The sequence below is a fragment of the Citrobacter amalonaticus Y19 genome, from assembly GCF_000981805.1.
Classification (GTDB): Bacteria; Pseudomonadota; Gammaproteobacteria; order Enterobacterales; family Enterobacteriaceae; genus Citrobacter_A; species Citrobacter_A amalonaticus_C.
Genome location: NZ_CP011132.1, coordinates 132,785 through 159,759, shown reverse-complemented (window position 1 = coordinate 159,759; position 26,975 = coordinate 132,785). Strand labels below are relative to the sequence as shown.

Genomic DNA, 26,975 nt, shown 5'->3' with positions numbered 1-26,975 from the left:
GCAGCAGAGACAGCGTGGAGACCCCTCGCTGTCTTTTTTATGTTAGCGATTATCAAACGTATCATTCACGCCGTCATTTTCACCCGCCGCAGAGACGACAACGTCATCAAAGCGCAAATGATTGACCGCCACAATACGCCCAAACTCTTTGGCCTCGATCCGGCAGTGGCTAAACCGAATGTCCTCCATTGGTTTCTCCGCAAAGGCCACCAGATCAAACGCGCGCGCCGGTAAGCGATAATCTGCCTCCAGCGTGGCATCAACATGGCTGATACGGATATTACGCACTTTGGTCATCTGTAAATTTTCCGGGATCTGCCTCGCCACCGCCTGCCAGGCTTCGGGCAACTCAGCAATATTGTCGAACCGTTTGCGGTTATAGGCGTTGTGCCAGTCCATAATCCAGGAGAAAGGGAATTGCACATTACGCATTCGCAGGTTTTCCACGACCACATCTTCAACAAACCCGCCCCGCTCCTTCGACGACTTCATGCGCAGCCCGCAGTCAGAGTTTTCGAAGGTAATATCGTGCACGTAGACGTTACGTATGCCGCCGCTGACTTCACTGCCTAGCGTCACGCCGTAGCCCGAGCGAATCACGCAGTGGTCAATTTCAATGTTTTCGGCAATTAGCCCAACCCGATATCCGTCCCCATCGCGACCCGACTTGATCACGATGCAATCGTCGCCGCACGACACATCGCATTGCGTGACGCGGACGTTGCTGGAAGAGTCAATGTCAATGCCGTCCGTGCTTGGCCCGTGGTTATCACGAATAGTGACTCCGCTGACGACCACGTTACTGGCATAGGTTATCTGTAAATTCCAGAATCCGGCACGCTCAAAGGTTAAATCGGTAATCGAGACGTTTTCTGCTTTGTAAATCAGGCAGGCGCGCGGTCGCTTAATGAGATAGTCCGCAATCCAGCGCAGCCCTTTGCTGTCATAATCAACGCGCAGACCGCTCGCTTTATCCGGGCCGTAGTAGAGATCCCACCAGTGCGCGCCCTGACCATCGATCCTGCCATGTCCTGAAATAGCAATGTTGTTCACCTCGATGGCATTCACTATCGCCGCAGGCCACATCATTTCAACGCCCGCCACACGCGTCGGGATCTCCGGATAGTCGGCAATATCCGTCGACCCCAGTAGCGTCGCTCCCTGCGCGAAATGGAGTTGACTGCCTTCTTTCAGGAATAACGAACCGACCAGGTATGTCCCCGGAGAAATAACGACCGGAATACCCTGCGCCGCCCCGCTATCGATGGCGCTTTGTAGCGCCAGGGTGTCTTTGACGAGACCATCCCCAGTCGCCCCAAAATCTTTGACATCAAGTTGTACGGACATGAATTCAATCCTTCTCTCTCATGGCGTGATGGGCTAATGCCACTGAATTTATTCAGTGTCGCGTCCCTTTCCCGCATTTATCCCCGATTTAACAGATAGAGATAGATCAAATAATGAGAAAAGTCACCATTTATACTGGGGCTCGTTTTCTTATGCAGGTTAATGATAAATACGATGAATAATAAGAAAGAGAGGATTATCAGAAAGGAATATTCAGGGCAAAACAAAACGCCCGCAATAATTACGGGCGCTTATTGATATTCAGCAACGATGATTAGTCAAACTTCAGCGACATTAGTGACGCTTTTGCAACGTCCTGATACTGGTCAACTAAATCCTTGGTCATATTAAAGGCCACCTGGACGGCTTTATTGTTTTCGCTGGTAATCAGCATCAGATTCAGAATTTCGCTGTCTGCGGCCTGGGAGCGGAAAGTCAGTAACCATGCTTTATGTCCGTCGACCGTAACGGATTCCGCCTCCGGTTTGTAGTTAGCTAACATTTTCAGCAACGCATCTTTCATCATATCCACCTGTGCGGCTGGCAGCGCGCTGCGACCTGCGGTCACACCCAGTGAGACTTTACCTCTTTCATCACCATAAATGATCTGTGGGCGATTCTCCGACGGGTACTTAATTTTCGCCATTTCTGCCGACATTGGCGTCAGCGTTTGTGGAATTTCGATGCTTAACTTCAGCTCAGGGAAGTTTTTACGCTCCATGTCCATTCCGGCATGAGCAGATATCGCCACTAACAGAGCAAAAGATGCCGCCACGATTTTACGGAAAATATCCATTTTTCACCTCAGATTTAACGGTTAGATTGCGCGAGTATATCCGGTGACATAAATAAAGATACTGCCCCACTCTATTTTCAGAAATTACAGATGGGAATGGTATTATTCCTATCTCAGAAGGAGAGCGATATCCGGGAAAGCCAGCGTCGCCCTCCATAGCGCTTATACCGTAAAGCCTAACATCATTCCGGTATCTTCGTGTTCCAGCAGGTGGCAATGCGCCATATAGGCATGTTCTTTCGGTGCGGCGTGATCAAATTTCACTAACACCTCGCTAATACCGCCTTCCACCCGAACAGTATCTTTCCAGCCTGCACGATGGGCTGCTGGTGTCTGACCATTCTCAGACAAAATACGGAACTGGGTGCCGTGGATATGGAACGGATGCAGCATCATGTCGCCCACCCCGGAAATCACCCAGCGTTCAACCTTTCCTCTGCTCGCCGCAAACATCGGTTTGTTCATATCAAAAGCGATACCGTTAATCTTATTGGCGTTGTGAAAATCAAATTGACCGCCGTGGTTCATATGGCCCATGTCACCGTGCTGCATGTTGCCCATATGCCCCTGCATCTGCCCGTGCGCCATCCCGCTCATCGCCTGGTCGCCGTACTTATTCATCAGCGCCTGCATTCCCATCATGTCGAGCATCGGGTCCATCGACAGTTGCAGATTACGCACCGTTAGCCCATCAACGGAAGGTAACGCAGACATGACGCTGAGCGTGTCCGGCAATGTACCAGAGGCGTTTATGGCAACCGGCTGAATACGCATGACCGGATGCGGCTTATCAAACGGCGCAATCGCCATCCCCATCTGGCTGACCGGCAGAGTCAGCAGATCAAACGGTTTACCGTCGCTGATGTCCACCAGTACTTCAAAACGTTCGCCCATCAGCACAGGCAGTTCGTTGACTTTTACCGGTTCCGCCAGCAGTCCCCCGTCACTGGCGATGACGTACAATGGACGCTTATCACTGGCCGCAAAATTGAGTGAACGGGCGTTACAGCCGTTGAGTAGACGCAAGCGCAACCAGCCGCGCGGCGCAGCATGTTGAGGATAAATGACGCCGTTGGTCAGCAGCGTGTCGCCAAACCAGCCGACGGCAGCCGTCATCATATCAAGCTGATAATCAATCTGCCCGGCAGCATCAAACCGTTTGTCCTGCACGATGACCGGCACATCGTCGATCCCCCACTGCTTCGGGAGCAGTAGCTTTTGAATCTCTTCATCCTCAATCAGAACCAGACCCGCGAGGCCCATTGCCACCTGACGCCCGGTTTTCCCGTGCTGATGGGGGTGAAACCAGCAGGTCGCCGCCCGCTGTTGTGGCGTAAACGTGACGGTACGCTTCCCTCCCGCCGGGATAATCCCCTGCGGCCCGCCATCCACCTCGCCCGGCACCTCCAGCCCATGCCAGTGCAGCGTGGTCTCTTCATTAAGCTGGTTAGAAATATCCACCGTTACCGCTTTGCCTTTTTGCAGCTTCAGCGCTGGCCCAAGCAGATTGCCGTTATAGCCCCAAGTGGTTGCCGTTTTTCCAAAGAAAGTCGACTGGCCGGCTTTCGCCACCAGCGAGATAGAGTTACGCGCATCGGTGGTAAGCAGTTCGGGAATCGGTAGCGCGGGGCGTTCGGCGGCGAAGACGGTGCGGCTCCAGAGCGGTAAGGCTGACGACACCCCCAGAGCTACTGAATATTTTAAGAAATCACGACGTTGCATGGTCATTTCCTTATCTTGTTGCAGGCGAAATAACGCTAATCTCTGAGCATAGACCCTCCCCTTACGGCAAGGTCAAGCCAGCGATATGACTTAATTCATAATAAAAGTCGTCGCTTCGCCTCCAGTATGCTAACGTTGACATTCCGTGATGCAGTGGTAGAAGCAATGAAGACGTTTTTCAGAACCGTGTTGTTCGGCAGCCTGATGGCCGTATGCGCAAACAGCTATGCGCTTAGTGAATCTGAAGCCGAAGATATGGCCGATTTGACGGCCGTTTTTGTCTTTCTGAAAAATGACTGCGGCTACCAGAATTTACCCAACGGGCAGATTCGTCGCGCACTGGTCTTTTTTGCTCAGCAAAACCAGTGGGATCTCAGCAACTACGACACCTTCGATATGAAATCCCTCGGCGAAGACAGCTATCGCGATTTAAGCGGTATCGGTATTCCTGTCGCCAAAAAATGCAAAGCGCTGGCGCGCGATTCCCTGAGCCTGCTGGCTTACGTCAAATAACCTCCCGTCACTATTGCTGAAATCATGACCGTGCATCAACGGTCATTGTTAGCGATGAGGTTGCGCCTTTTTTACGGGTGTTCACAAAGAAATCAAGAGTGCCGAAGCACCCCTGTGCAGTAAAGGCATTGAATACAACGGGTTATGATATAAACAAAATCCTTTATTCACTCAATAACACGTATAACTCCCTTGCCAGTGCCGATGGATTTTCCCAGGACATTGAATGCCCGGCCTCTGGCACGATGGCAACAGATATCCCCCTATCGCTGACATACTGAAAGTCACTGTCTGGTAAGGATTGTTCGCCAAAAATCAACGCACGTGAACAGGACAAACTCAGGAACGTTTCCATCCACGACGGAGAAGCGCCATCAATCAAACTTTTCGCTCCCCGCCACAGTGCCCAAGGCGCGGCATTTTGGGCTGACCCCTTCCACGGCGATGTGTGGTTTGTCAGTATCTCGTCATAGACTCGCGAGATAAATTCGGCTTCTGGCTTTTCTACAAGCAGGCGGCTGTACATGCCACCACCGGCATGAAAGTTGGGTTCCGAAACCACCAGTTTCCCAACTCTTTCACCCAGTCGCTCCGCGACTTCTATTGCAATGCTGCCCCCCATACTGTGACCATAGAGATGACATAAGGAGAGTTGTAAGTCATTAATCACTTCAATAACGACGTCCGCCTGATGAGTAATGCTGTAGTCATAATCACGAGGTTTATCACTAAAACCATATCCGGGAAGATCAATCAGGATGGTACGTTGCTGGCCAAATTCGGGATCCATCACGACTCGCGGATATTCATAAGAAGAAGCGCACCCGAGCCCATGAATGAAGACAATCGGAATACCCTGACCAGGCAAATCATGCCAACGTACACAAGCACCCGCAGTTGATGAAAACAAACTCTGCATCCGGCATTCCTTTTTAATTTTGTCGAATAGAATAGATGTTACCTGAACGAGCAGAATAGAATGGTGATGTGGATTTGCATCTGCCCAGGTACGCTTTAAGGCATCAATTAAGAATAAATAAAGGAAACATAATGCGTACGCGTCCATCATCACGACTTATTATTCTCTCTGCAGAGAACAGAGTTCTGCTTTTTCGTTTTCATCATGAAGATGATGCGCTGAGCGGACGTACCTACTGGGCAACACCGGGTGGCGGCGTCGAGGAAATGGAAACGTTTGAACACGCCGCATTACGGGAGCTACGTGAAGAAACAGGGTTGATAAGAGGATCCGCTGGGCCGCAAATTGCCTCCCAAACCTTCACCATGATGCTACCCAACGGGGAAACCGTACTGGCTGATGAACGTTTCTTCATTATCCGTGTAGAACGTCAAGAGACCGATGACTCCGGATGGAGTGGCAATGAACAAAAAGTGATTCGTGGGCAGCACTGGTGGTCGATAGAGGAACTCAGGGAAACAAAAGAGACCGTATTCCCTCGCGAGTTAATCATCGAGGTGCTTGAGAAGTATTAGCTCAAACTTGATCTGACGGTTTTCACTGGCAGCACACAATCAAATCTGACAGTCTACTTTGAGCGAGGAGCGGAAGTTGGCACTTTTGTGGGGTCAGTCCAGTACCCACAATAGTGATTACAGAAACAGTTGCAATTCAAGGGGCGGTATTTGCATTAAGTAACCACGAGGGCGGTAAGGATTAGTGAATATCAACCTTTATGCTGAATTGAACTATTAATATTTATAATTAGCATTTTAGGAGACAATGAAAGGTTTGATTATGAATATTCATTGCATGTTAGGGATAATTATCCCCATTAGATAATATAGTGTTTTAATTGCTCTAAATTCTATCAACATTAAAGCTAAGCCAGCGTTCTAACAATCCTGATTTGTTCAAAGGAACTGAGTGATCATTTAGTTTTTTACCTTCCAACGTACTTTTAGCAAAGTATGTACAATCAGCCTTGAAATGCACTGTAAGAGAATCAGGCTTGATAGCCATCAATCCAGCGTCAAAAAGACGATGCAAACAAGCAAGCATAAGCACCCCATTAGAAGTGACCTGCTCCCCGTTGATTAGTACACCCCGATGTTAGTAATGTCTTCATAAGCCACATGAGGACATCCCCATGAAGAAGCGTTTTTCCGACGAACAGATCATCAGTATTCTCCGCGAAGCCGAAGCTGGGGTACCCGCCCGTGAACTCTGCCGCAAGCATGCCATTTCCGATGCCACGTTTTACATCTGGCGTAAGAAGTATGGCGGTATGGAGGTGCCTGAAGTTAAGCGCCTGAAGTCGCTTGAGGAAGAGAACGCCAGACTCAAGAAGCTGCTTGCCGAAGCCATGCTGGATAAAGAGGCGCTTCAGGTGGCTCTTGGGCGAAAGTACTGACGACAGACCAGAAGCGGGAAGCCGTGATGTTGATGTGTGATGCGACCGGTCTGTCGCAACGTCGTGCCTGCAGGCTTACAGGTTTATCCCTGTCGACCTGCCGCTATGAGGCTCACCGTCCGGCTGCTGATGCGCATTTATCAGGGCGCATCACTGAGCTGGCACTGGAGCGCAGGCGTTTTGGCTACCGTCGTATTTGGCAGTTGCTGCGCCGTGAAGGGCTTCATGTTAATCATAAGCGCGTGTACCGGCTTTATCACCTCAGTGGCCTGGGCGTAAAACGCAGAAGACGTCGTAAAGGGCTGGCAACAGAACGTCTGCCGCTGCTCCGTCCGGCGGCGCCCAATCTGACCTGGTCGATGGATTTCGTCATGGACGCACTTTCCACCGGTCGCAGGATCAAGTGTCTTACCTGCGTCGATGATTTCACAAAGGAATGCCTGACGGTCACTGTTGCCTTTGGGATTTCAGGCGTTCAGGTCACGCGTATTCTGGACAGCATTGCACTGTTTCGAGGCTATCCGGCGACGATAAGAACTGACCAGGGGCCGGAGTTCACTTGCCGTGCACTGGATCAATGGGCCTTTGAGCATGGTGTTGAGTTGCGCTTAATCCAGCCGGGCAAGCCAACGCAGAACGGATTTATTGAGAGCTTTAACGGACGATTTCGCGATGAATGTTTGAATGAGCACTGGTTCAGCGATATCGTTCATGCCAGGAAAATTATTAATGACTGGCGGCAGGATTATAACGAATGCCGCCCGCACTCCACGCTGAATTATCAGACACCGTCTGAATTTGCAGCGGGCTGGAGAAAGGGTCATTCTGAGAATGAAGATTCCGACGTTACTAACTGAGTGTTGTATCTAATCGTGGGGGCAGGTCAGAAGTGTTATTGTTCCCCATTCCTACTGGCTCAATGTGAGCTGCTTCTAACGCTTCTCCGCTATTCGTAATGGCACAACGATGACCAAAGTTAGCGGCTACACGTTCTTTAAAATCGTTCTGATTGGTACGGGTACGAATAATGCGATCAGCAAACAAAGCTTGCTCAATAGAATCAGCGAGGGTAACAGCGTGAGAGGAATCATTAGCAACAGATGCTACAGGTGCTTCTACAAGCGTTTCTACGGCCTCTGCAATGGTGCTAGCTTGTTCAGGGATAATAATCGCTTCCAGAGGACGAACAGGTGTTTCTACAGGGGCTTTATAGGGCTTACAGACATTAAGAAAATCATGTATCTGTAATGCCGTCATATTCTCTCTAATTGCATCACGTTTAAACGCTTCAACCATTGCAGCACTGTAACCTTTCCCTGCAAACAACCTGATCCACTTATCACTAAATGATTCTGGCGTTTTGGCAACAGGAATAGAAACAGTTGGCTCTACTGGCTCGTTAGATGGTAATACAGGCGACTCAATGACAATATCAACAATTTCAATAGGTGCTTCATTTTCTACAATTAACTTAGGTGTACTTACGCTAGCATGATGAACATCTTTAGTATGATCTACAAATCCACCAAATGATTTAAAGTCAATTTTGCATTCAATACATGAAATAGGACGTCTTAAAAGTACTTTGTCGATCCGTCTTTGTTCGACTTCAGATAAATTGATCGCATCTTGCTTAACTTTTGCTATGTGCCAGGGATCAGATTTAATCTTCTCCTCATTAAGTAAAGTATTGGATTTAATAACTCGGTTTATTCTGACAGCAGGAGGTTTTTTATCGTTATTGAATTTATCTTGATTTGCACTTAAAATAATTGCTCTAACTTTCTTAATGGCTTGTTTTTTTGATAAACCAGATGCAATAAAATCTTGCATTAGCTTTGAATAAATTTGAAGGTTATTTTTACGCTTTTGGTTATCTAACTTGCGTTTTTGGTTGTATATTTCCATTTGTTCAGCAGTTAAAGCACCTCCCGTACTACGGATAGTACCAGATTTTGCTAACGATTTCTTATCGTTCATATTCCTTTTTACTTGCTCTTTGCTAACTCTAACTTTAGCTGTAGGAGTCTCTACACCGAAATCATGACGGCTATTATTTTGAGTGCTGATCAAAACCTTTCTAACATCATCGGGAATAGGCTTACCTTCACGGTTTGCTATACCCCATGCCTTAATAGCTTCTAAGCGTGTCATTTTCATGTGATTACCTGAAAAATCTGTAGATATGGGCAAGTATATAAACAATTCTTATCATTCGTCTATCCATGCAACAGCAAGAACTGACGAAATGAGGGCATTACCGTCATACATTAATCCAATTAAAAAATCATAGAAACAGCGTAGGCGTTGCGTAAGTATCCCTGCTAAACAAACCATCATTTTAGAAGGCCTCTGACACTCCAACTTCCGCTTGTGGCACACAGCAGACAAGCACGTGACACTGAAGGTCTGAGCGGAAGTTCGCTATTGCTCTCAAAACAAGCATTGTCATGACTGACAATGCAGTATGTTAATCAACAAGGAGTTAGTCACAGACCCGATGTAACCCAGAAATTACCTGAGTAGGATGATCTTCACCTTCACCATGTGTTAATGTCGCTATATCAATGACCAGCTTCCTATCATGACTCAACTACACTATCGCCTGATACCGCTAGCTTCAATAGCAAACATACATAACAAATTGATTTAAATAGTAAATTATCAAAAAAAGGAGCGTAACTATGCTTGAATGGTTAAATATCCACGTAGGTACAGACTGGGCTACATATATCGGTCTACTTCTAGCGGTTCTTTCATTAATTTGGGGAGGGAAAAAGGTGCTAAAAAATAAGTCAATCACCCAAAAGGCCAAAGTCAATGGCGGTATGGTTATTCAGGTCGGAGGTGATTTTAAAGGAGGAAAGGATAATGAATCAAAAAGCTCAAGCAAATGAAAATTCAACTGTAATACAGATTGCAGGAAATTTAACTCAAGGAATCAGCTTTGCTGATTGTGAAAGATTATTTAATTTGTTGCTAACAGAGAATTTCCCCAGACTCGAAGCTATTGCTGCCTCAAAGGCCAAGGAAAATGTTGACGCATTAGTAAAAGCGACGTTCGAAAAAATTGATTCAAAGATTGATCAAATCAGAGTGGAAAAGCTTGCTCAGCCTGATGTACAAAGTACATTTAACAACGCAGTTCAAGGTGCTGCAAGAAAAGGCACTAAAATAGACATCGATTTATTGGCTGAATTATTGGAATCCAGAATCGAAAAAGACAGTACTGACTACATTGATAATTGCATTGAAGCTGCAGTCGAGATGGTACCAAAATTAACAAGTGATATGCTAGCAATCTTGCCAGCATTGCATTTTATTCAATCACTTACTTTGGATAACCCTGCTGAAATTGATAATGTTTATGGCTTAATCTATGATCATTTTTTGTCGCGAGGTGAAGATATGTCACGTTCGAAACTCAAGACAATGGCCTCTATTGGGGTGGGAAGTTACGTCAACATTATGAGAAGCAATACCTTTGAAGATATGAAGGAAAAAAATAATTACCTACAAGGGATTGATGCAGAATTGAAATATCCGAGAATGTATCAAGCTTTAAATTTCTATGATCAAAAAGACTTGCACCAACTCACGCTCACTACACCGGGCCAAGTAATAGCCATCAAAATGCTGGCAAAAATATTTCCTTCAATGAATTTGCGCGATTTTTTACAGTAAATCTTAGCATTGACTAGAACCATGCCGATTAGTATATTTGGGATCTTGTCTATTTCTACTTATAAAATAGGGCTACTGTAGCAGCCCTAACAAGTTCATATAATATCAGAAAAATTGCTCCATTCAATTTTTGAAATATGATATGTTCGCCATCTATTAACATACTTAGACGTGCTTGACGTCCGCTCCTGGCACAGAGCGGACAAACTATCTGAACCAAGGGTCCGCAGTGAGCGAAGAACAGACATAAAACACTTGTAGCCGCCAATTAATGTGCTTTTTTAAAAGCCCAAATTAATAAGAGGTGAAATCTGGGCTTCTATTGGTTTGGATAACATAATCGAAAGTTACTTCATCGAAGTCAGCATCTCGTGTATCATCTTTTATAGAGACGATTTTGATAGCAGCATAATACCCGTTAACATTTTTTAAAATGGCTATCCCTCCTGTTTTAGGGCGTCTGATCCTCGAGGAGTCATTATAAATTCTTGCATCATCTATTTCATTAATGTTATTTATTCCTTTAACAATCGATACTGAATGTATGCTTTCAGGATCATTTAATAATTGGATATCATTGTCACTTGACTTTGAAAAACATAGCTCAAAAAGAAACTCATCCTTTCCGATAATGTAGTGGCCGTTGTTATTGGAGTAATCAAACACAACGTTTCCTCGTGAATCTATTGAGCTATAATTGGCGTTAACTAGCAAGTGTTCGTGGTCATCTATGACATTCTCATTAATGGGTAAGCTAGGTTCTTCAGCTAAAACATTTAATGTTGACTCATATGGGAAATCTCTAAATTCATTGTTTTTGAATTTACAGTCAATAAATTCAATCAATGATCTATCGTTAATCAAGTATTTGATCTCGTTATTTTTTATCTCTGTGCCAATTACTTTTAGATTATGGCAATCCCCTATAACTCTGAAAAGATGTGGTAGAAACTCACCTGTTGCATTGGATGATATAATACTATTGCATATTTCAATGGAATTGCTATTTTCAATTTCAATCAAATCGAATTCTTGTGTGTCTTTGAATGTTGACTCTGTGAACTTTATACTTTTGCTGTGCCGTATATGCATAAGGGAATATGTGCATTCTTTTATTACAGATTTCGTCATATTAAATCTTTCAACATTATTTAAATCAATACCTATAGTGCCACACCCAAATAATACACAGTCGGATAATACGATATCTGTTGTCGTGTCGAATCTTAACACTCCGCCAACACAATAACCTGATTCAGTATGGCCGAGTGTTAAATTAGATAGGCTTATATTAGCACAACCCATAAATTCAAATACAAAAGCATATCTTGGTTCAATAAGAATATACGTTCCAAGTTCTGCATTAATACTTAAATTTTTGATATTTCTCAGGATTGGATATTTCCCATCATACTCTTCTTTCCATGATATGTAGTCATTGCTAATTGCTAATCCTTTCGATATGTTATAAACACCTTGTTTTAGAAAAATTTTTTTATCAGAGCCAATGCTTTCCAATAATGAGATTACATTATCAATTTCAATATAGTCTTCATCTATTGATTGTAAAAATTTAATATCATCGTTGATGTCTATTTTTTCAATAGATGGATTTAACGGTTCAAGGACAGGCTTGACTCCAATGTCACTTTTCCTATAGAGGGGTACACGGTAAATACGGTGGAGTAACTCTTTAAATTTATGCTTAAACATACTTTCATCAGAAAAATCGATAGCATAATAATTTTTATACTGCGGTGGAAATGCCTTTGAATAGCCACTAGGGTTTTTCATGATGAAAATAAGCTTATCTTTAGCTTCTTGATCCGTTAATGCTGATAATAATAATTCACTTTCAAAACCTACCCCCCTTCCCAACTTGTAGCCTTTTGCTTATATTTTTCTGTTAAAACAACTATAACATTGTCACTAATAGATATTTCCTTCACCATCATTTTGTTTAAATTAGTGGTTTCTTGGTGAGCATTAAAAACATCCACATTCGCATCAATCCCACTTTCTCTTAAACTATTGGCTAAACCCACAACCCATTTTTGATGAACTGAATCATCCCAACTATAACTAATAAAAACTCTTATTGTCATATTTAAATTTCGCTACCTAAGTGAATGAAATATAACTAAAAAACTTGTGGCACAAATGAACTTTTAAGATGAAATTTAGTTCATTTCACCAATATATTCATATAAACAAATTAACGCTGATATTCGTCAGTTTCAACTTTTTTATGAAAAAAATAAATTCAATAAAAACAAAAAGATATGACAAGGTGAATCATGTTTTAGCCCGTCAGACGTTCTCATGCATGCAGCTTTTTTGCGTCGAAACATGTTTTAGAATCTAGGGCTGTAGAGTAAGCAGGTTGCTGCATGGCATAGGTCTGCTCCTGGCACAGAGCCGCCTGTCAGATTAGGTTTAGATCTGTGCCATAGCGGTGTCAGGTCAAATTTGAGCTAATACACTTAAGAAGCGCGGACACGACGAACATCATTGCGTGCCCTTATCCAAATAGACCTCAACGGGACTACTCATTCCCCCATCGATTGAGGAATTCCGCGATCTCATCAATGCGTTGCGCATCAATGCCGGCTTCACTGGCCATCTCTTGCTGCGCGTCTTCGCTGATCTCTTCGTTATTCATCAAACGCGTAATCAGTAACTGAAAATAGTGCGCCAGGGGCTCACGTTCTGAATCGTCTACGGGCTTCGCACACTCCGTCGAATACTCATCCACAATGTCATAATATTTCAGCGGTATTTCATTACCCATCACTCATCTCCTGGGGTTATCCCAACGTCGGTTACGGTGTTACTCAGGCTGTACCAGCGTCAGGGCGACGGATTGCGCCTTCAGTTCGGCCTGCACGGCTTGCGGTAAATTAACATCGGTCACGACGTCGGTAAAGCGACTGAGAGAAGCGACATTAAACAATGAATGCGCGCCATATTTGCTGCTATCGGCGAGTAACACCTTACGCTGGGCGTTGGCGATAATTTCCTGCTTCAGCCCCGCTTTGTCCTCTGTCGGCGTGGTCACCCCCTTTTCCATACTCCAGGTGTTACAGCTCATAAAGGCGATATCCGGGTAGACGCTGCGCAGCATTTTGCGGCCAAACTCGCCAATGCAGGACTGGCTGCTGTCATCAATTCGCCCGCCGACAATCGTTACTTCAATCTGGCGAAACTCGGATAAAAACAGGGCGATATGCAGATCAACTGTGATCACTCTGAGAGGAAGATGGGTTAAACATTTTGCCAGTTCCAGCATGGTGGTCCCGGCATCGAGCACCACGGCATCACCCGCGTGTACCATTGAGGCCGCATAACGCGCAATCGCCCTTTTTTCAGCGGGCGATCGCAGTTGCTTCTCGTTGGTGGTCGGTTGTGCCGGTTCAAAGCGCCGTAACGCAACACCGCCGTGGCTGCGACTGATCACCCCCTGTTCATCCAGTTTGATCAGATCGCGGCGGATCGTTGCCGGAGAGGCGTCAACGGCATCCACCAGTTGTTCCACGGTAACCAGCGTATGATTTTTCAAATACGCCACAATCTTATCCAGACGGTGTTGTCCTTTCATAACAGGAAATTACGCCAGTTGCATTGCCAGTTTAATCGATACGGCCATGCTCTCAGATTTTGCTTTTCCCGTCCAGGCGATATCAAATGCCGTCCCGTGATCGGCAGAAGTGCGGATAAATGGCAAACCCGCCGTGATGTTGACGCCATCATAAAAACCCAGCAACTTCAGCGGGATATGGCCCTGGTCGTGGTACATCGCCACCACCATGTCATATTGACCTTCATACGCCTGTAAAAACACGGTATCCGGCGGGCATGGGCCATAAACCTGCATCCCCTTCGCCTTCATGTTCTCAATCGCCGGTCCGACGATGCGAATCTCCTCATCGCCAAACAATCCGTTCTCACCGGCATGCGGGTTCACCCCCGCCACCGCAATCCGCGGATGGGCATAACCCACGCGTTTGAGGAAGGTATCGGCGATGCCAATCACGGTCTCCACACGCTGACCGTTCAGGGTATCGAGGAACTTACGCAGGGCGATGTGAGTGGAAACATGAATAACTTTCAGCTTATCGGTATAAAGCACCATTGCGTAATCGCGGCTTTCCGTCAGCGTCGCCAGCAGCTCGGTGTGTCCAGGGAAATTGTGCCCGCCAAGATGCAGCGCTTCTTTGTTCAACGGCGCGGTGGCGATGGCGTGGACGTCGCCCTTCATCGCCAGTTCCGTCGCCCGTTTTACACAGCGATAGGCCAGATCGCCTGCCTGCGCCTGCACTTTGCCCGGTTCCAGCGCCTCCGGTTGCGCCAGAGGTTCATCAATCACATGAATAACGCCAGGCGCGAATCGGGCATCCGCAACCTGCGTAATGGCGCGAAACGTCACGCCCTCAGCCAGACCGTTGGCCTGCAACCGCTTCAACGTTTGCAGACATCCCACCACCACCAGCGGCGCGCCGTTAAGTTCATCTTCACTGAGCGCTTTAACAATAATTTCCGGACCGATCCCCGCAGGGTCGCCCATCGTAATCGCGACTGTTTTAGTTACCACTGTACATCTCCTCAATAAAATAAAGCGCATCACAAAGGGTACTGTCGGAGCCGAATCCGCCCGCTTTGGTGATCACCGGCAGATCGTCAATCTCGCTGTTCACAAAGGTTCCACACGGAATGCACGGCGCCACCTCGCTTTGAATGCGATAGCCTTCCGCCCCCAACGCGCTGGCAACGGCGGTCGCGATATCCCCCCCGGTCAGGAACAGGCCGCCAATGCGCGCCTGCTCAATAATGAGCAACGTAATTGTCCCAAGACGCTGGCTCAACCGTTCGCCAAGCGCCTGACGACTCATCCCCACGCTGGCACACAGCGTGTCGATCATCTGTCGGTCTTCCACGCTGCGACTGGTACGTAAAATCGTATGGTGCTGACGGCTCAGTAACGCGCAGGCCTGCTCTACTACCGACGCGATCTCCTGTTCAAAATGGGCAGAAGCCAACCGTGCGGCATCGATATCGACAACCTTTGCCCTGTCCTGACACAGCGCGTTGTCTACCTGACGCCGCGTGGCTTCACTCATCGACCCCGCGACGACCAGCACCGGCAGCTCCTGCTTTTCCTGCATAAACAGGCTGACCGGCAGGGCATTGGCGAGCCCGGCGGCGCCGACCAGTAATGGCAGAGTCTCCTGCTCGCAGATGGCATGCGCAATCAGCGACAAATCGCGGTCTTCAACCGCATCCACCACCACCATGCACTCGCCTTCTGCCGCGAAAGCGACTAACAGTGCGCTCAGTTGTCCGCGACGGACATCCTCGAGCGACACTTCATGCACCGGAATGTCACTTTGCAGCGTGACCAGTTCCGCAATGCGCGAAGAGATAATCGGCGTTTTAGGATCGCTGGCAAATTCGGTCTCCAGTAATGGGGTTCCATTGACCAGGCACAGTCCGTCACGCGTCGTGCGCCCTGCGGCGGGAATGGCTGCGGCAATCACAGCCAGTTTCCGGTTGGCGGCGCGCATCGCCGCAGTCACCTCGGCCCCGACGTTGCCACGAAACGTAGAATCGATTTTTTTATACACCAGCGGCGTGGTTGTCCCCTCACACCAGGGGGCCAACGCCTGTTGAACCGCCTGTGCGGCTTGCGCCGCCGGGATTGCCCGGCTCTCCGTGTTGATAACCAACACATCGGCACGCCGCGAAGGCTTCTGCGCCGGGGTGAGCATCACTTCCGTACGTGCACCTTTTTTCGCCAGTTGCACGCCGGTATCGTTAGAGCCCGTAAAGTCATCGGCGATAACGATCATTTTCATGCTTTATTCTCCTGAGCAACCTGACGCGCCTGCTTTTTGGCAACCCACGAGGTGAGGATCGGAGTCAGGATCGCCGTGGTGATCACGGAGGCGGCAATCAGCGGCGCGGCAGCAGCGGCGACTTCCGCCAGCGACGGATCGGCCTGGGCAATCGCCAGTGGCGTTGCGACGGCGTTACCGGCGGTACTGGAGGCTGCCGCTCCGGCAATTCCGCTTCCGCCTACCAGACGGTCTGCGCGGATGTTAAAGAAGCCGCCAATGAAGGTGGTCAACACACCAAGCAGAATGCCCGCCAGGCCGCCCTGTAACAGCATTTCGAGGTTGATGCCAGCGCCAAGCGCAAAAGCAAAGAACGGAATCAACAGCGGTCCGCCTTTAGTCAGGAAGTCACGCATGTTGTGGTCGAGGTTGCCGAGGATCATGCCGACGACCAGCGGGACCAGTACCGCCACCAGCGCCATGATCGGAATGTTGGCCATCCCCGCGGCACCCAGCGCGATCATCGTAAAGAACGGACCGTCATTAAGAGACAAAATAGAGATTGCGCCGACGTCACGCTCGTTGCCGAACTCGCCGACTAACGCCGCGTACAGCCCCCCGTTCGAGTTACTCATGGCAGCAATAATGGCCAGTCCGCTTAAGCCAAAGATCCCTTCGGCCCCGAACAGGTGCTCTACACCGAGGCCGATCGCAATGGCTACCAGCAATTTAGTCAGGGTGATCGTGCCCCCTTGCAGCAAAGCCTGAGGTGCTGCTTTTACGCTGATCCCAGCCCCCATACACAGCAGGAATGCCCCGATCAGCGGCGCCGCGCCGTTTTTAAACAGAGCGGTGGTAAATCCGCCGATCTCCAGCGCCTGCGGGGCAAAGGTATTAATAATGGCACCGATAACCAATGGCACGACCATCATGCCGCCGGGTACACGTTCTATTGCCTTCTTGATGTTCATGGTCTTCCCGCCTGTTGTTATGTTGTGATTAAATAAAATCACAACGATTATATTTAATCAATTTTAGATCACAAATGGGTCAGATCACAGTTTTAAAATGATTAATAAAAATCAAACAATCATTTTTCGATAAAAAAAAGCCGGACGCAGACGCCCGGCTTCAATGATGATTGAAATCATTCAGGATTGACGCAGAAATTCCCGGTAGGCGTTTACCACCTGAAGAAAATCCTCGACGCCACACAGCGACAGGCTCTCTTCATCGTAGTAACTCATCCCCTCCTCCATTTCGTCGCCGGTAAACTCCAGCTGATTGGCGCGGATCATCACCTCCTCGCCATCCATCCAGAGCGTATATTCGTGCCCCGCCCGTTGCCAGGAACGTTCGCTGCCTTTCACCGCGTGTGCCGCCTGTTCCACTTCGTCCAGCAGGGCCAGGTTTTCTTTCACTTCTTCATTAAACCAGTGCCCGACCACTTCGTGACCCATGGACATGCGCACCAAAACCCGCCCGGTAACATCGCGCAGAAATTCGTAATCCATAATGTAGTCCTCTGCTCCCGGCAATGCGCCATTACCGCATCGCGCCTTGTTTTAATTATCGCAGCCTGGACGCAGAAAAAAAGCGGATCGCGCATAAGGAATGGAAATAAAAATGCCCGGAGAAGCACGCTTCACCGGGCATTGATGCATTTTTACGCGAAATGCGTTAGCGCATTACACCGCTGTCTGGAAAATCACACCGTCGGCTTTCTCAGTGTACTGAGAGAGCTGGTCGAAGTTCAGATAACGATAGGTATCGACTGCCGTTTTATCGACCTGCGCCACATAGGTCTGGTACTCTTCCGGCGTCGGCAGTTTGCCGATCAGTGCCGCAACCGCCGCCAGCTCCGCAGACGCCAGATAGACGTTCGCACCGGTGCCTAAACGGTTCGGGAAGTTACGCGTGGAGGTTGATACCACCGTCGCGCCGTCTGCGACGCGCGCCTGGTTACCCATGCACAGTGAACAGCCCGGGATTTCAATACGCGCACCGCTCTTACCAAAGACGCTGTAGTAGCCCTCTTCCGTCAGCTGTGCCGCATCCATACGGGTTGGCGGCGCCACCCACAGGCGCGTCGGCAACTGACCTTTATGCGCATCCAGCAGCTTACCGGCTGCACGGAAGTGACCGATGTTGGTCATGCAGGAACCGATAAACACTTCGTCGATCTTCTCGCCCTGAACGTCTGAGAGCAGACGCGCGTCGTCCGGATCGTTCGGCGCGCACAGAATCGGCTCTTTGATATCAGCCAGATCGATGTCGATCACTGCGGCGTACTCGGCATCCGCGTCACCTTCCAGCAGTTCAGGGTTCGCCAGCCATTTTTCCATGCCCTGCACACGACGCTCCAGTGTACGACGATCGCCGTAGCCTTCCGCGATCATCCACTTCAGCAGGACGATGTTGGAGGTCAGGTATTCAATGATCGGCTCTTTGTTCAGCTTGATGGTACAGCCTGCCGCAGAACGCTCGGCGGATGCATCGGTCAGCTCAAACGCCTGCTCGACTTTCAGATCCGGCAGACCTTCAATCTCGAGAATGCGGCCAGAGAAGATGTTCTTCTTGCCTTTCTTCTCAACGGTCAGCAGACCCTGTTTGATCGCATACAGCGGAATGGCGTGAACCAGATCGCGCAGGGTGATACCCGGCTGCATTTTGCCTTTAAAGCGCACCAGAACGGATTCCGGCATATCCAGCGGCATAACGCCGGTCGCCGCAGCAAACGCTACCAGGCCCGAGCCCGCCGGGAAGGAAACCCCGATCGGGAAGCGGGTGTGGGAGTCACCACCGGTACCGACGGTATCCGGCAGCAGCATACGGTTCAGCCAGGAGTGGATCACGCCATCGCCCGGACGCAGCGAAACACCGCCACGGTTCATAATGAAGTCTGGCAGGGTGTGGTGCGTGGTGACGTCAACCGGCTTCGGATACGCTGCGGTATGACAGAAAGACTGCATCACCAGGTCAGAAGAGAAGCCCAGGCACGCCAGGTCCTTCAGTTCGTCACGGGTCATTGGGCCAGTGGTATCCTGGGAGCCCACGGAGGTCATCTTCGGTTCGCAGTACGCGCCCGGACGAACACCGGCTACGCCGCATGCACGGCCGACCATTTTCTGTGCCAGCGAGTAACCACGGCTGCTTTCCGCCACGTCTTTCGCCTGACGGAACACGTCGCTGTGCGGCAGACCCAGCGCTTCACGCGCTTTGGTGGTCAGACCGCGACCGATGATCAGTGGAATACGACCACCCGCACGGACTTCGTCAACCAGCACGTCGGTTTTCAGTTCAAAGCTCGCCAACAGTTCACCGGTTTCATGGTTACGCACTTCACCTTTGAACGGGTAAACGTCAATCACATCACCCATGTTCAGGTTACTGACGTCAACTTCGATTGGCAGCGCGCCCGCATCTTCCATCGTGTTGAAGAAGATAGGCGCGATTTTACCGCCGAGGCACAGACCGCCGCCGCGCTTGTTCGGCACGTGCGGAATGTCATCGCCCATGAACCACAACACAGAGTTGGTGGCGGATTTACGCGAAGAACCTGTCCCGACGACGTCACCGACGTAGGCCAGCGGATAACCTTTGCTCGCCAGCGCTTCAATCTGCTTGATCGGGCCAACGCTGCCCGGCTGATCTGGCTCAATGCCTTCGCGGGCGTTTTTCAGCATCGCTAACGCGTGAAGTGGGATATCCGGACGAGACCAGGCATCCGGTGCCGGAGACAGGTCATCGGTGTTGGTTTCACCGGTGACTTTGAAGACGGTGACCGTCATTTTTTCAGCCAGCGGCGGACGGCTCAGGAACCATTCGGCATCAGCCCAGGATTGCATCACCTGCTTCGCAAATTCGTTACCCGCTTTGGCTTTTTCTTCTACGTCGTAGAAGTTATCGAACATCAGCAGCGTATGGGAGAGCGCTTTGGCGGCAATCGGCGCCAGCTTTGCATCGTCCAGGGCGTCGATTAGCGGATGAATGTTGTAACCACCCTGCATGGTGCCGAGCAGTTCAATCGCTTTTTCAGGCGTAATCAGTGGGGAAGTCGTTTCGCCTTTCGCGACGGCAGCGAGGAAACCCGCTTTGACATAGGCGGCTTCATCGACGCCTGGGGGAACACGGTTGATCAACAGGTCTAACAGGAATTCTTCTTCGCCCGCAGGCGGTGCTTTCAGCAGCTCGACGAGCGCGGCCATTTGGGTTGCATCTAGGGGTTTGGGCACAATCCCCTCGGCGGCACGTTCTGCTACGTGCTTACGGTATTCTTCTAGCACGACGGTTCTCCTCGCTCTCATTGTCATAGTGCGGCGCTTTATCGATGGGCGATTCTCTTCACGCTCCTGTGAGACAGCAGTTTGTAGGGTAAATGCCCGGTACCGCAATGGGCAGAATAACAGGATTTTAGTGAGGTGTTAATCTGTTTACAAAAAAGCAACATAAAAAAGTGGCTGAATCGTTAAGGATGGTCTAATGCCCTTTTCGATTTCAGAAGTGGGGAATTAATCGCTGTTACGAATCGTCACACTATTTCGCATTCTTATAATCACTCTGCTGTACTGATCCCAAGATTAGTCAAAAAATAAACTATCGTCTCTTTATACTCACGCAACACTGCACCTGCGGGTGACAGCATGTCGACTATTGCGATTTCAAGGTAAATCGGGAGTAAGAATATGACGTTGCCCTTTAAACCCCACGTGCTTGCGCTGATCTGTAGCGCCGGGCTACTTGCTGCTTCAGGCGTGCTGTATGTCAAAAGCCGCACACCGGAAGCCCCGACGCCCGTCGCGGTGCAACTGCCCGCGCCAGCCGAAGCCCCTCCGGCCCCGGTTGCAAAAGCGAGCTTCACCACGGCGCAAATCGATCAATGGGTTGCGCCGATTGCCCTCTATCCGGATCCGCTGCTTTCTCAGGTTCTGATGGCGGCGACCTATCCGGCTAACGTCGTTCAGGCGGTGCAATGGTCGCGTGATAATCCGACACTGCAAGGCGATACCGCCATTCAGGCCGTCGCAAACCAGCCATGGGACCCCAGCGTAAAGTCGCTGGTCGCTTTTCCGCAACTCATGGCGCTGATGGGGGAAAACCCGGAGTGGGTACAAAACCTCGGTGATGCGTTTCTGGCGCAACCACAGGATGTTATGGATTCCGTTCAGCGCCTGCGCTTACTGGCCCAACAAACCGGCTCGCTGAAATCCACCCCGCAGCAAACGGTGACCAGTACGGCGAAAAAGAGCGTCGCAGCAGCGCCCTCAACCACCAGCACGACCTCCACAACACAGGCTGCCCCGGCCTCCACGGTAATCAAAATTGAGCCTGCCGATCCGCAGGTGGTGTACGTCCCCAGCTATAACCCTTCCACGGTTTATGGTACCTGGCCCAACACCGCGTATCCGCCAGTGTATCTACCGCCGACGCCGGGTGAACAATTTGCCGGTAGTTTTGTTCAAGGCTTTGGCTACAGCCTGGGCGTCGCCACCACCTATGCGCTGTTCAGTAATATCGACTGGGATGACGATGATCATCACCACGATGACGATCACCATCATGATGACGATCGTCATGGCGGTAACGGCTATCAGCACAATGGCGATAACATCAATATCAACGTTAATAACTTCAACCGCATCTCCGGGCAGAATCTGAAAACGCAGAACATGACCTGGCAGCACAACCCGGCCTATCGCGGCGGTGTGCCGTATCAAAATGCCTCAACGGCGCAGCGTTTCCATCCGACCAACGTCAGCGGCGGTCTCAGTACTACACAGCAACCTGTCGGGACGGCCACCCGCGACAGTCAGCGTCAGGCGGCGGTGGCACAACTACAGCAACGTCATCCGGATGCCACCAAAGCGCTCCCCCAACAGCCAACAGCGACAACCCGTGATGCTCAGCGTAAAGCCGCATCGCAACAGTTGAATCAGGTTGTCCAGCGCAATAACTATCGCGGCTACGACGACAATGGTAGCAATACGCGCCGTCAGGCCGCGCAGCAGACGGTGAAAAAATCCACCACGCCGCAACAACAACAGCATCGTGACGAGCTCAGGGCCAAAGCGCAGCAGCGCCCTGTTTCACAACAGCAGCGGGAGACGGCACGCCAGCGCGTCGAGTCCTCATCACCACAACAGCGTCAGCAGGCATTCCAGCAAAACCGGGCGAATGCCTTTAGCGGCAATGACAGTCGATCACCGACCTGGCAGTCGCAGCAGCAGCGCGGTCAGGAAAGTCGTCGTCTGAGTAATGTCAGCAACGGGCAACGAGCCGCCACGCGCGATCGCGCTTCAGCACACCATGAATTTCGCCATCGCTAACGGGAGCCCATGATGAAAAAAATACTGTTAAGCACCCTGCTGCTCTCGCTGCCGTTAATGAGCTACGCCCAGCAGATGTTCGCCACGCCAGACGACGCCGCCAACGCCTTTTCCCGTGCGATTGCCGGGAATAACGACGCACAACTGACCGCCTTGCTAGGTGATAACTGGCGACAGTTTTTACCCCCGGAAGGCGCGGACCCGGAAGCCGTCGCGCGCTTCAACCGCGACTGGAAGGTCAGCCATCAGATAGTGCAGCAAGGTAACGTCGCCCATCTGAACGTCGGTCAGGAGAACTGGCAGTTGCCCATCCCCATCGTGAAGGCAAGCAAGGGCTGGCATTTTGATATGTCTGCCGCGCAGGATGAGATCCTCACGCGAACGGTGGGACGCAACGAACTCTCGGCGATTCAGGCCATGCGCGCCTATGTCGACGCCCAATACGACTACTGGCAGCGCAAACAGGCTTTTGCCACCCGGATTATCAGTCATAGCGGTCAACAGGATGGTTTGTACTGGCCCGTAAAACCCGGCGAAACACCGAGCCCGTTAGGGCCAGCCTTCAGTCCTGACTCGCCCGGCGAAGGGTATCACGGGTACTATTTTCACATTATTGCCAGCGACAACGAGAAAGGGTTTGCGCTGCTCGCCTGGCCCGTCAGTTGGGGTGAAACAGGCGTGATGAGCTTTATGGTGAGCCAGGATGACCGCGTGTATCAGGCGGATTTGGGGGAAGATAGCGGGCTAAAAGCCATCGCCATCGAAAAATTTACGCCACACGAACCGTGGAAACCGGTGGAATAACAGGCATAAAAAAAGCGGCATTTACGCCGCTTTTTTTGTTACCGGAAGGCTGAAGATTACTTCTTCTTCTTCTTCGCTTTCGCGTTCGGCAGGTCAGTGATGCTACCTTCGAACACTTCTGCCGCCAGACCAACGGACTCGTGCAGAGTCGGGTGCGCATGGATGGTCAGTGCGATATCTTCCGCGTCACAACCCATTTCGATCGCCAGACCGATCTCACCCAGCAGCTCGCCGCCGTTGGTGCCGACAATCGCACCACCAATCACGCGGTGAGTTTCTTTGTCGAAAATCAGTTTGGTCATACCGTCTGCGCAGTCGGAAGCGATAGCACGGCCAGAAGCAGCCCACGGAAAGGTGGCGGTTTCATAGCTGATGCCTTTCTCTTTCGCTTCTTTCTCCGTCAGTCCTACCCATGCCACTTCTGGTTCAGTGTAAGCAATGGATGGGATCACTTTCGGATCGAAGTAGTGTTTCATGCCGGCGATAACTTCGGCGGCAACGTGACCTTCGTGAACACCTTTGTGCGCCAGCATCGGCTGACCGACGATATCGCCGATAGCAAAGATGTGCGGCACGTTGGTGCGCAGTTGTTTGTCAACGCGGATGAAGCCACGGTCGTCCACTTCCACGCCCGCTTTGCCCGCGTCGAGGTTTTTACCGTTCGGCACACGACCGATAGCGACCAGCACCGCGTCATAACGCTGTGCTTCAGCCGGGGCTTTCTTGCCTTCCATGGAAACGTAAATACCGTCTTTTTTCGCTTCAACGGCAGTCACTTTGGTTTCCAGCATCAGGTTGAATTTCTTACCGATGCGTTTGGTGAAGACTTTAACGATGTCTTTGTCAGCCGCCGGGATAACCTGGTCGAACATTTCAACCACGTCAATCTCTGAACCCAGTGCGTGGTACACGGTACCCATTTCCAGACCGATGATACCGCCACCCATAACCAGCAGACGCTTCGGTACGGATTTCAGTTCCAGGGCGTCGGTGGAATCCCATACGCGCGGATCTTCATGCGGAATGAACGGCAACTGGATCGGACGGGAACCCGCCGCAATGATCGCGTTGTCGAAGTTGATCACGGTTTTGCCGTTGTCACCATCCACTTCCAGGGTGTTCGCCCCGGTGAATTTACCCAGACCGGTAACCACTTTCACTTTACGGCCTTTCGCCATACCCGCCAGACCACCGGTCAGCTGAGTGATTACTTTTTCTTTCCAGGTACGAATCTTGTCGATATCGGTTTTCGGCTCGCCGAAGACGATACCGTGTTCAGCCAGCGCTTTGGCTTCTTCGATAACTTTTGCAACGTGCAGCAGTGCTTTAGAAGGGATACAGCCGACGTTCAGACAAACACCACCGAGGGTGCTGTAACGTTCTACGATTACGGTTTCCAGACCTAAATCAGCGCAACGGAAGGCTGCAGAGTAACCTGCGGGGCCTGCCCCAAGTACCACGACCTGAGTTTTGATTTCAGTACTCATCATGACCTCTTAATTTATTTCCGGCGATCCCTGGTCTTGTCGCCCATCGTCCACCGGGTCGTTCTATCCGTCCGTATTTTACAAAATTGTTAACAATTTTGAAACAACAAAACGGCAACGATTTATCTTTAGCACCAATAACCCCAAAACCATCATGAGATTACCAGAAAAAAGCCGGCCGTCGGGCCGGCTTTTTGCTTACATCACCAGGCGGCGAATGTCAGACAGCATATTGTTGATGATGGTAATGAAACGCGCACCATCAGCACCGTCAATCACACGGTGGTCGAAGGACAGAGAGATAGGCATCATCAGACGCGGGATAAACTCTTTACCGTTCCACACCGGCTCCATCGCCGACTTGGAGACACCGAGGATAGCCACTTCCGGTGCGTTCACAATCGGTGCGAAGTGGGTAGTACCCAGGCCACCGATGCTGGAGATGGTGAAGCAACCGCCCTGCATTTCGCCCGCTGTCAGCTTACCGTCACGCGCTTTTTTGGAGATCACCGTCAGTTCGCGAGACAACTCGGTAATGCTCTTCTTGTTCACGTCTTTAAAGACCGGAACCACCAGACCATTTGGCGTATCAACCGCCACACCGATATTGATGTATTTCTTCAGCGTCAGACGCTGACCGTCTTCAGACAGCGAACTGTTAAAGCGTGGCATCTGCTCAAGCGCCGCAGCAACCGCTTTCATGATGAAGACCACCGGGGTGAATTTCACATCCAGTTTGCGCTTCTCAGCTTCCGCGTTCTGCTGTTTACGGAACGCTTCCAGATCGGTGATATCGGTTTTGTCGAAGTGCGTAACGTGCGGGATCATCACCCAGTTACGGCTCAGGTTCGCACCCGAGATTTTCTGGATGCGGCCCAGTTCCACTTCTTCGATTTCGCCGAACTTGCTGAAGTCAACTTTCGGCCACGGCAGCATGCCCGGAATACCGCCACCTGCTGCGGCCGCCGGAGCGGCTTCCGCACGCTTGATAGCGTCTTTCACGTAGGTCTGAACGTCTTCGCGCAGGATGCGACCTTTACGGCCTGAACCCTTCACTTTCGCCAGGTTGACACCGAACTCGCGCGCCAGACGGCGAATCAGCGGGGTCGCATGAACGTAAGCGTCGTTCTCAGCAAACTCAGATTTGCCTTCCACTTTCGCCGCCGGTGCCGCAGCTTTAACAGCTGGAGCCGGAGCGGCAGCAGCAGGTGCTGGTGCAGCAGCCGGAGCCGCAGCAGGCGCAGCGCCTTCCACTTCGAAGACCATAATCAGAGAACCGGTTTTTACTTTATCGCCGGTGCTGATTTTGATTTCTTTAACCGTACCCGCGAACGGCGCCGGGACTTCCATTGAGGCTTTGTCGCCTTCAACGGTGATCAGTGACTGCTCGGCGGCCACTTTGTCGCCCACTTTCACCATCACTTCGGTCACTTCAACTTCGTCACCGCCGATGTCCGGAACGTTAACGTCTTTCGCGCCAGAGGCAGCAGGTGCCGCCGCCGCTGCCGGAGCAGCCGCCTGCGCTGGAGCCGCAGCAGGTGCAGCGCCCGCCACTTCGAAGACCATAATCAGCGAGCCGGTGGACACTTTGTCGCCGGTGTTGATTTTGATCTCTTTCACGGTGCCCGCGAACGGCGCCGGCACTTCCATCGACGCTTTGTCGCCTTCAACGGTGATAAGGGACTGTTCAGCCGCAACGGTGTCGCCCACTTTAACCATGATTTCAGTGACTTCAACTTCGTCGCCGCCGATATCCGGTACGTGTACTTCTTTCGCTGCCGCAGCGGCTGGTGCTGCTGTCGGAGCCGCTTCTTTCTTCTCTTCTGCCGGAGCAGGTGCAGCGGCTGCTGCACCGTCAGCGGAATCGAATATCATGATAAGTGCGCCGGTCTCGGTTTTGTCGCCAACAGAGACTTTGATCTCTTTAACAACGCCAGCCTGCGGAGACGGAACTTCCATAGAGGCTTTATCGCCTTCTACGGTGATCAGCGACTGTTCTGCTTCAACTTTGTCGCCCACTTTGACCAGGATCTCGGTGATTTCAACTTCATCTGCCCCGATGTCCGGTACTTTGATTTCGATAGCCATTATTC

General features: G+C 50.4%; 24 protein-coding genes. 7 read left to right on the top strand and 17 right to left on the bottom strand.

What is annotated here, in order from left to right; translation table 11 throughout:
- Positions 1 to 42: 42 nt before the first annotated feature.
- The 3 genes from F384_RS00700 to cueO form a co-directional block, all read right to left on the bottom strand.
- The gene (locus F384_RS00700) at positions 43 to 1,347 is read right to left on the bottom strand and encodes a glycoside hydrolase family 28 protein (RefSeq protein ID WP_046475698.1); all 1,305 of its coding nucleotides are present in this window, start codon (positions 1,345 to 1,347) and stop codon (positions 43 to 45) included.
- 274 nt (positions 1,348 to 1,621) lie between these two features.
- Positions 1,622 to 2,143 carry a hypothetical protein gene (locus tag F384_RS00695; protein WP_046475696.1) on the bottom strand — a complete coding sequence of 174 codons (522 nt, stop codon included), beginning with the start codon at positions 2,141 to 2,143 and terminating at the stop codon, positions 1,622 to 1,624.
- Between the two features lie 162 nt (positions 2,144 to 2,305).
- Positions 2,306 to 3,865: a multicopper oxidase CueO gene (gene cueO, locus F384_RS00690; protein WP_046475693.1), complete on the bottom strand. Its 1,560-nt coding sequence runs from the start codon at positions 3,863 to 3,865 to the stop codon at positions 2,306 to 2,308.
- 165 nt (positions 3,866 to 4,030) lie between these two features.
- Between cueO and F384_RS00685 the strand changes: the two genes are divergently transcribed.
- On the top strand, positions 4,031 to 4,378 hold the full coding sequence (locus F384_RS00685) for a YacC family pilotin-like protein (RefSeq protein ID WP_000846617.1): 348 nt from the start codon (positions 4,031 to 4,033) through the stop codon (positions 4,376 to 4,378).
- 163 nt (positions 4,379 to 4,541) lie between these two features.
- On the opposite strand, the gene F384_RS00680 is transcribed toward F384_RS00685, so the two are convergent.
- Positions 4,542 to 5,297 (bottom strand): alpha/beta fold hydrolase, encoded by a 756-nt coding sequence (locus F384_RS00680; protein ID WP_046475683.1) that lies wholly within the window; start codon positions 5,295 to 5,297, stop codon positions 4,542 to 4,544.
- A gap of 131 nt (positions 5,298 to 5,428) precedes the next feature.
- On the opposite strand from F384_RS00680, the gene F384_RS00675 reads away from it, so the two are divergent.
- Complete coding sequence (locus tag F384_RS00675; protein ID WP_046475682.1) at positions 5,429 to 5,872, top strand: NUDIX hydrolase; 444 nt, start codon at positions 5,429 to 5,431, stop codon at positions 5,870 to 5,872.
- A 325-nt stretch (positions 5,873 to 6,197) separates the two neighbouring features.
- On the opposite strand, the gene F384_RS29730 is transcribed toward F384_RS00675, so the two are convergent.
- Positions 6,198 to 6,434: an HNH endonuclease gene (locus F384_RS29730; RefSeq protein WP_413541467.1), complete on the bottom strand. Its 237-nt coding sequence runs from the start codon at positions 6,432 to 6,434 to the stop codon at positions 6,198 to 6,200.
- 52 nt (positions 6,435 to 6,486) lie between these two features.
- Between F384_RS29730 and F384_RS00665 the strand changes: the two genes are divergently transcribed.
- Positions 6,487 to 7,607 (top strand): IS3-like element ISSen4 family transposase gene (locus F384_RS00665; RefSeq protein WP_096147877.1). Its coding sequence is split into 2 segments (ribosomal slippage): positions 6,487 to 6,745 and positions 6,745 to 7,607, totalling 1,122 coding nucleotides; the frame shifts between segments, so codons are not numbered across the junction.
- Here the strand turns inward: F384_RS00665 and F384_RS00660 are convergent.
- Positions 7,600 to 8,910, bottom strand: a complete 1,311-nt coding sequence (locus F384_RS00660; protein ID WP_052746868.1) for a hypothetical protein — start codon at positions 8,908 to 8,910, stop codon at positions 7,600 to 7,602. The genes F384_RS00665 and F384_RS00660 overlap by 8 nt on opposite strands.
- Before the next feature lie 524 nt (positions 8,911 to 9,434).
- On the opposite strand from F384_RS00660, the gene F384_RS00655 reads away from it, so the two are divergent.
- The gene (locus tag F384_RS00655; RefSeq protein ID WP_046475573.1) at positions 9,435 to 9,647 is read left to right on the top strand and encodes a hypothetical protein; all 213 of its coding nucleotides are present in this window, start codon (positions 9,435 to 9,437) and stop codon (positions 9,645 to 9,647) included.
- Positions 9,622 to 10,434: an LPO_1073/Vpar_1526 family protein gene (locus tag F384_RS00650; RefSeq protein ID WP_046475570.1), complete on the top strand. Its 813-nt coding sequence runs from the start codon at positions 9,622 to 9,624 to the stop codon at positions 10,432 to 10,434. Before F384_RS00655 ends, F384_RS00650 begins: the two co-directional genes overlap by 26 nt.
- A gap of 294 nt (positions 10,435 to 10,728) precedes the next feature.
- Here F384_RS00650 and F384_RS27770 read toward each other — a convergent pair whose 3' ends face one another.
- From F384_RS27770 to acnB, 9 genes are all read right to left on the bottom strand, one after another.
- Positions 10,729 to 12,312 (bottom strand): right-handed parallel beta-helix repeat-containing protein, encoded by a 1,584-nt coding sequence (locus F384_RS27770; protein WP_052746867.1) that lies wholly within the window; start codon positions 12,310 to 12,312, stop codon positions 10,729 to 10,731.
- Complete coding sequence (locus tag F384_RS27765) at positions 12,297 to 12,539, bottom strand: toll/interleukin-1 receptor domain-containing protein (protein WP_052746866.1); 243 nt, start codon at positions 12,537 to 12,539, stop codon at positions 12,297 to 12,299. The genes F384_RS27770 and F384_RS27765 overlap by 16 nt, the downstream gene beginning before the upstream one ends.
- A gap of 440 nt (positions 12,540 to 12,979) precedes the next feature.
- Positions 12,980 to 13,225 carry a YmjA family protein gene (locus tag F384_RS00630; RefSeq protein WP_046475568.1) on the bottom strand — a complete coding sequence of 82 codons (246 nt, stop codon included), beginning with the start codon at positions 13,223 to 13,225 and terminating at the stop codon, positions 12,980 to 12,982.
- Positions 13,226 to 13,264: 39 nt separating this feature from the next.
- Complete coding sequence (locus F384_RS00625) at positions 13,265 to 14,032, bottom strand: DeoR/GlpR family DNA-binding transcription regulator (protein ID WP_046475565.1); 768 nt, start codon at positions 14,030 to 14,032, stop codon at positions 13,265 to 13,267.
- A gap of 9 nt (positions 14,033 to 14,041) precedes the next feature.
- Positions 14,042 to 15,025, bottom strand: coding sequence for a D-threonate 4-phosphate dehydrogenase (locus tag F384_RS00620; protein ID WP_080949845.1), 984 nt, complete (start codon positions 15,023 to 15,025; stop codon positions 14,042 to 14,044).
- Entirely contained in the window at positions 15,015 to 16,286 is a 1,272-nt protein-coding gene (gene dtnK, locus F384_RS00615) for a D-threonate kinase (RefSeq protein ID WP_046475560.1), read from the bottom strand. Before dtnK ends, F384_RS00620 begins: the two co-directional genes overlap by 11 nt.
- Positions 16,283 to 17,236, bottom strand: a complete 954-nt coding sequence (locus F384_RS00610; protein WP_046475557.1) for a 2-keto-3-deoxygluconate permease 1 — start codon at positions 17,234 to 17,236, stop codon at positions 16,283 to 16,285. Before F384_RS00610 ends, dtnK begins: the two co-directional genes overlap by 4 nt.
- Before the next feature lie 180 nt (positions 17,237 to 17,416).
- Complete coding sequence (gene yacL / locus F384_RS00605; protein WP_046475554.1) at positions 17,417 to 17,779, bottom strand: protein YacL; 363 nt, start codon at positions 17,777 to 17,779, stop codon at positions 17,417 to 17,419.
- 174 nt (positions 17,780 to 17,953) lie between these two features.
- Positions 17,954 to 20,551, bottom strand: a complete 2,598-nt coding sequence (gene acnB, locus F384_RS00600) for a bifunctional aconitate hydratase 2/2-methylisocitrate dehydratase (RefSeq protein ID WP_052746865.1) — start codon at positions 20,549 to 20,551, stop codon at positions 17,954 to 17,956.
- A gap of 399 nt (positions 20,552 to 20,950) precedes the next feature.
- Here acnB and F384_RS00595 point away from each other — a divergent pair, with 399 nt between their 5' ends.
- Entirely contained in the window at positions 20,951 to 22,591 is a 1,641-nt protein-coding gene (locus F384_RS00595) for a DUF3300 domain-containing protein (RefSeq protein ID WP_046475549.1), read from the top strand.
- A gap of 12 nt (positions 22,592 to 22,603) precedes the next feature.
- A complete protein-coding gene (locus F384_RS00590) occupies positions 22,604 to 23,395 on the top strand; it encodes a DUF2950 family protein (RefSeq protein ID WP_046475547.1) in 792 nt (263 codons plus the stop codon).
- A 56-nt stretch (positions 23,396 to 23,451) separates the two neighbouring features.
- Here the strand turns inward: F384_RS00590 and lpdA are convergent, their stop codons facing one another.
- Together lpdA and aceF are read right to left on the bottom strand one after the other, a co-directional pair.
- Positions 23,452 to 24,882: a dihydrolipoyl dehydrogenase gene (lpdA, locus tag F384_RS00585; protein ID WP_046475544.1), complete on the bottom strand. Its 1,431-nt coding sequence runs from the start codon at positions 24,880 to 24,882 to the stop codon at positions 23,452 to 23,454.
- Between the two features lie 198 nt (positions 24,883 to 25,080).
- Positions 25,081 to 26,970, bottom strand: a complete 1,890-nt coding sequence (gene aceF / locus F384_RS00580) for a pyruvate dehydrogenase complex dihydrolipoyllysine-residue acetyltransferase (protein WP_046475541.1) — start codon at positions 26,968 to 26,970, stop codon at positions 25,081 to 25,083.
- Positions 26,971 to 26,975: the final 5 nt, after the last annotated feature.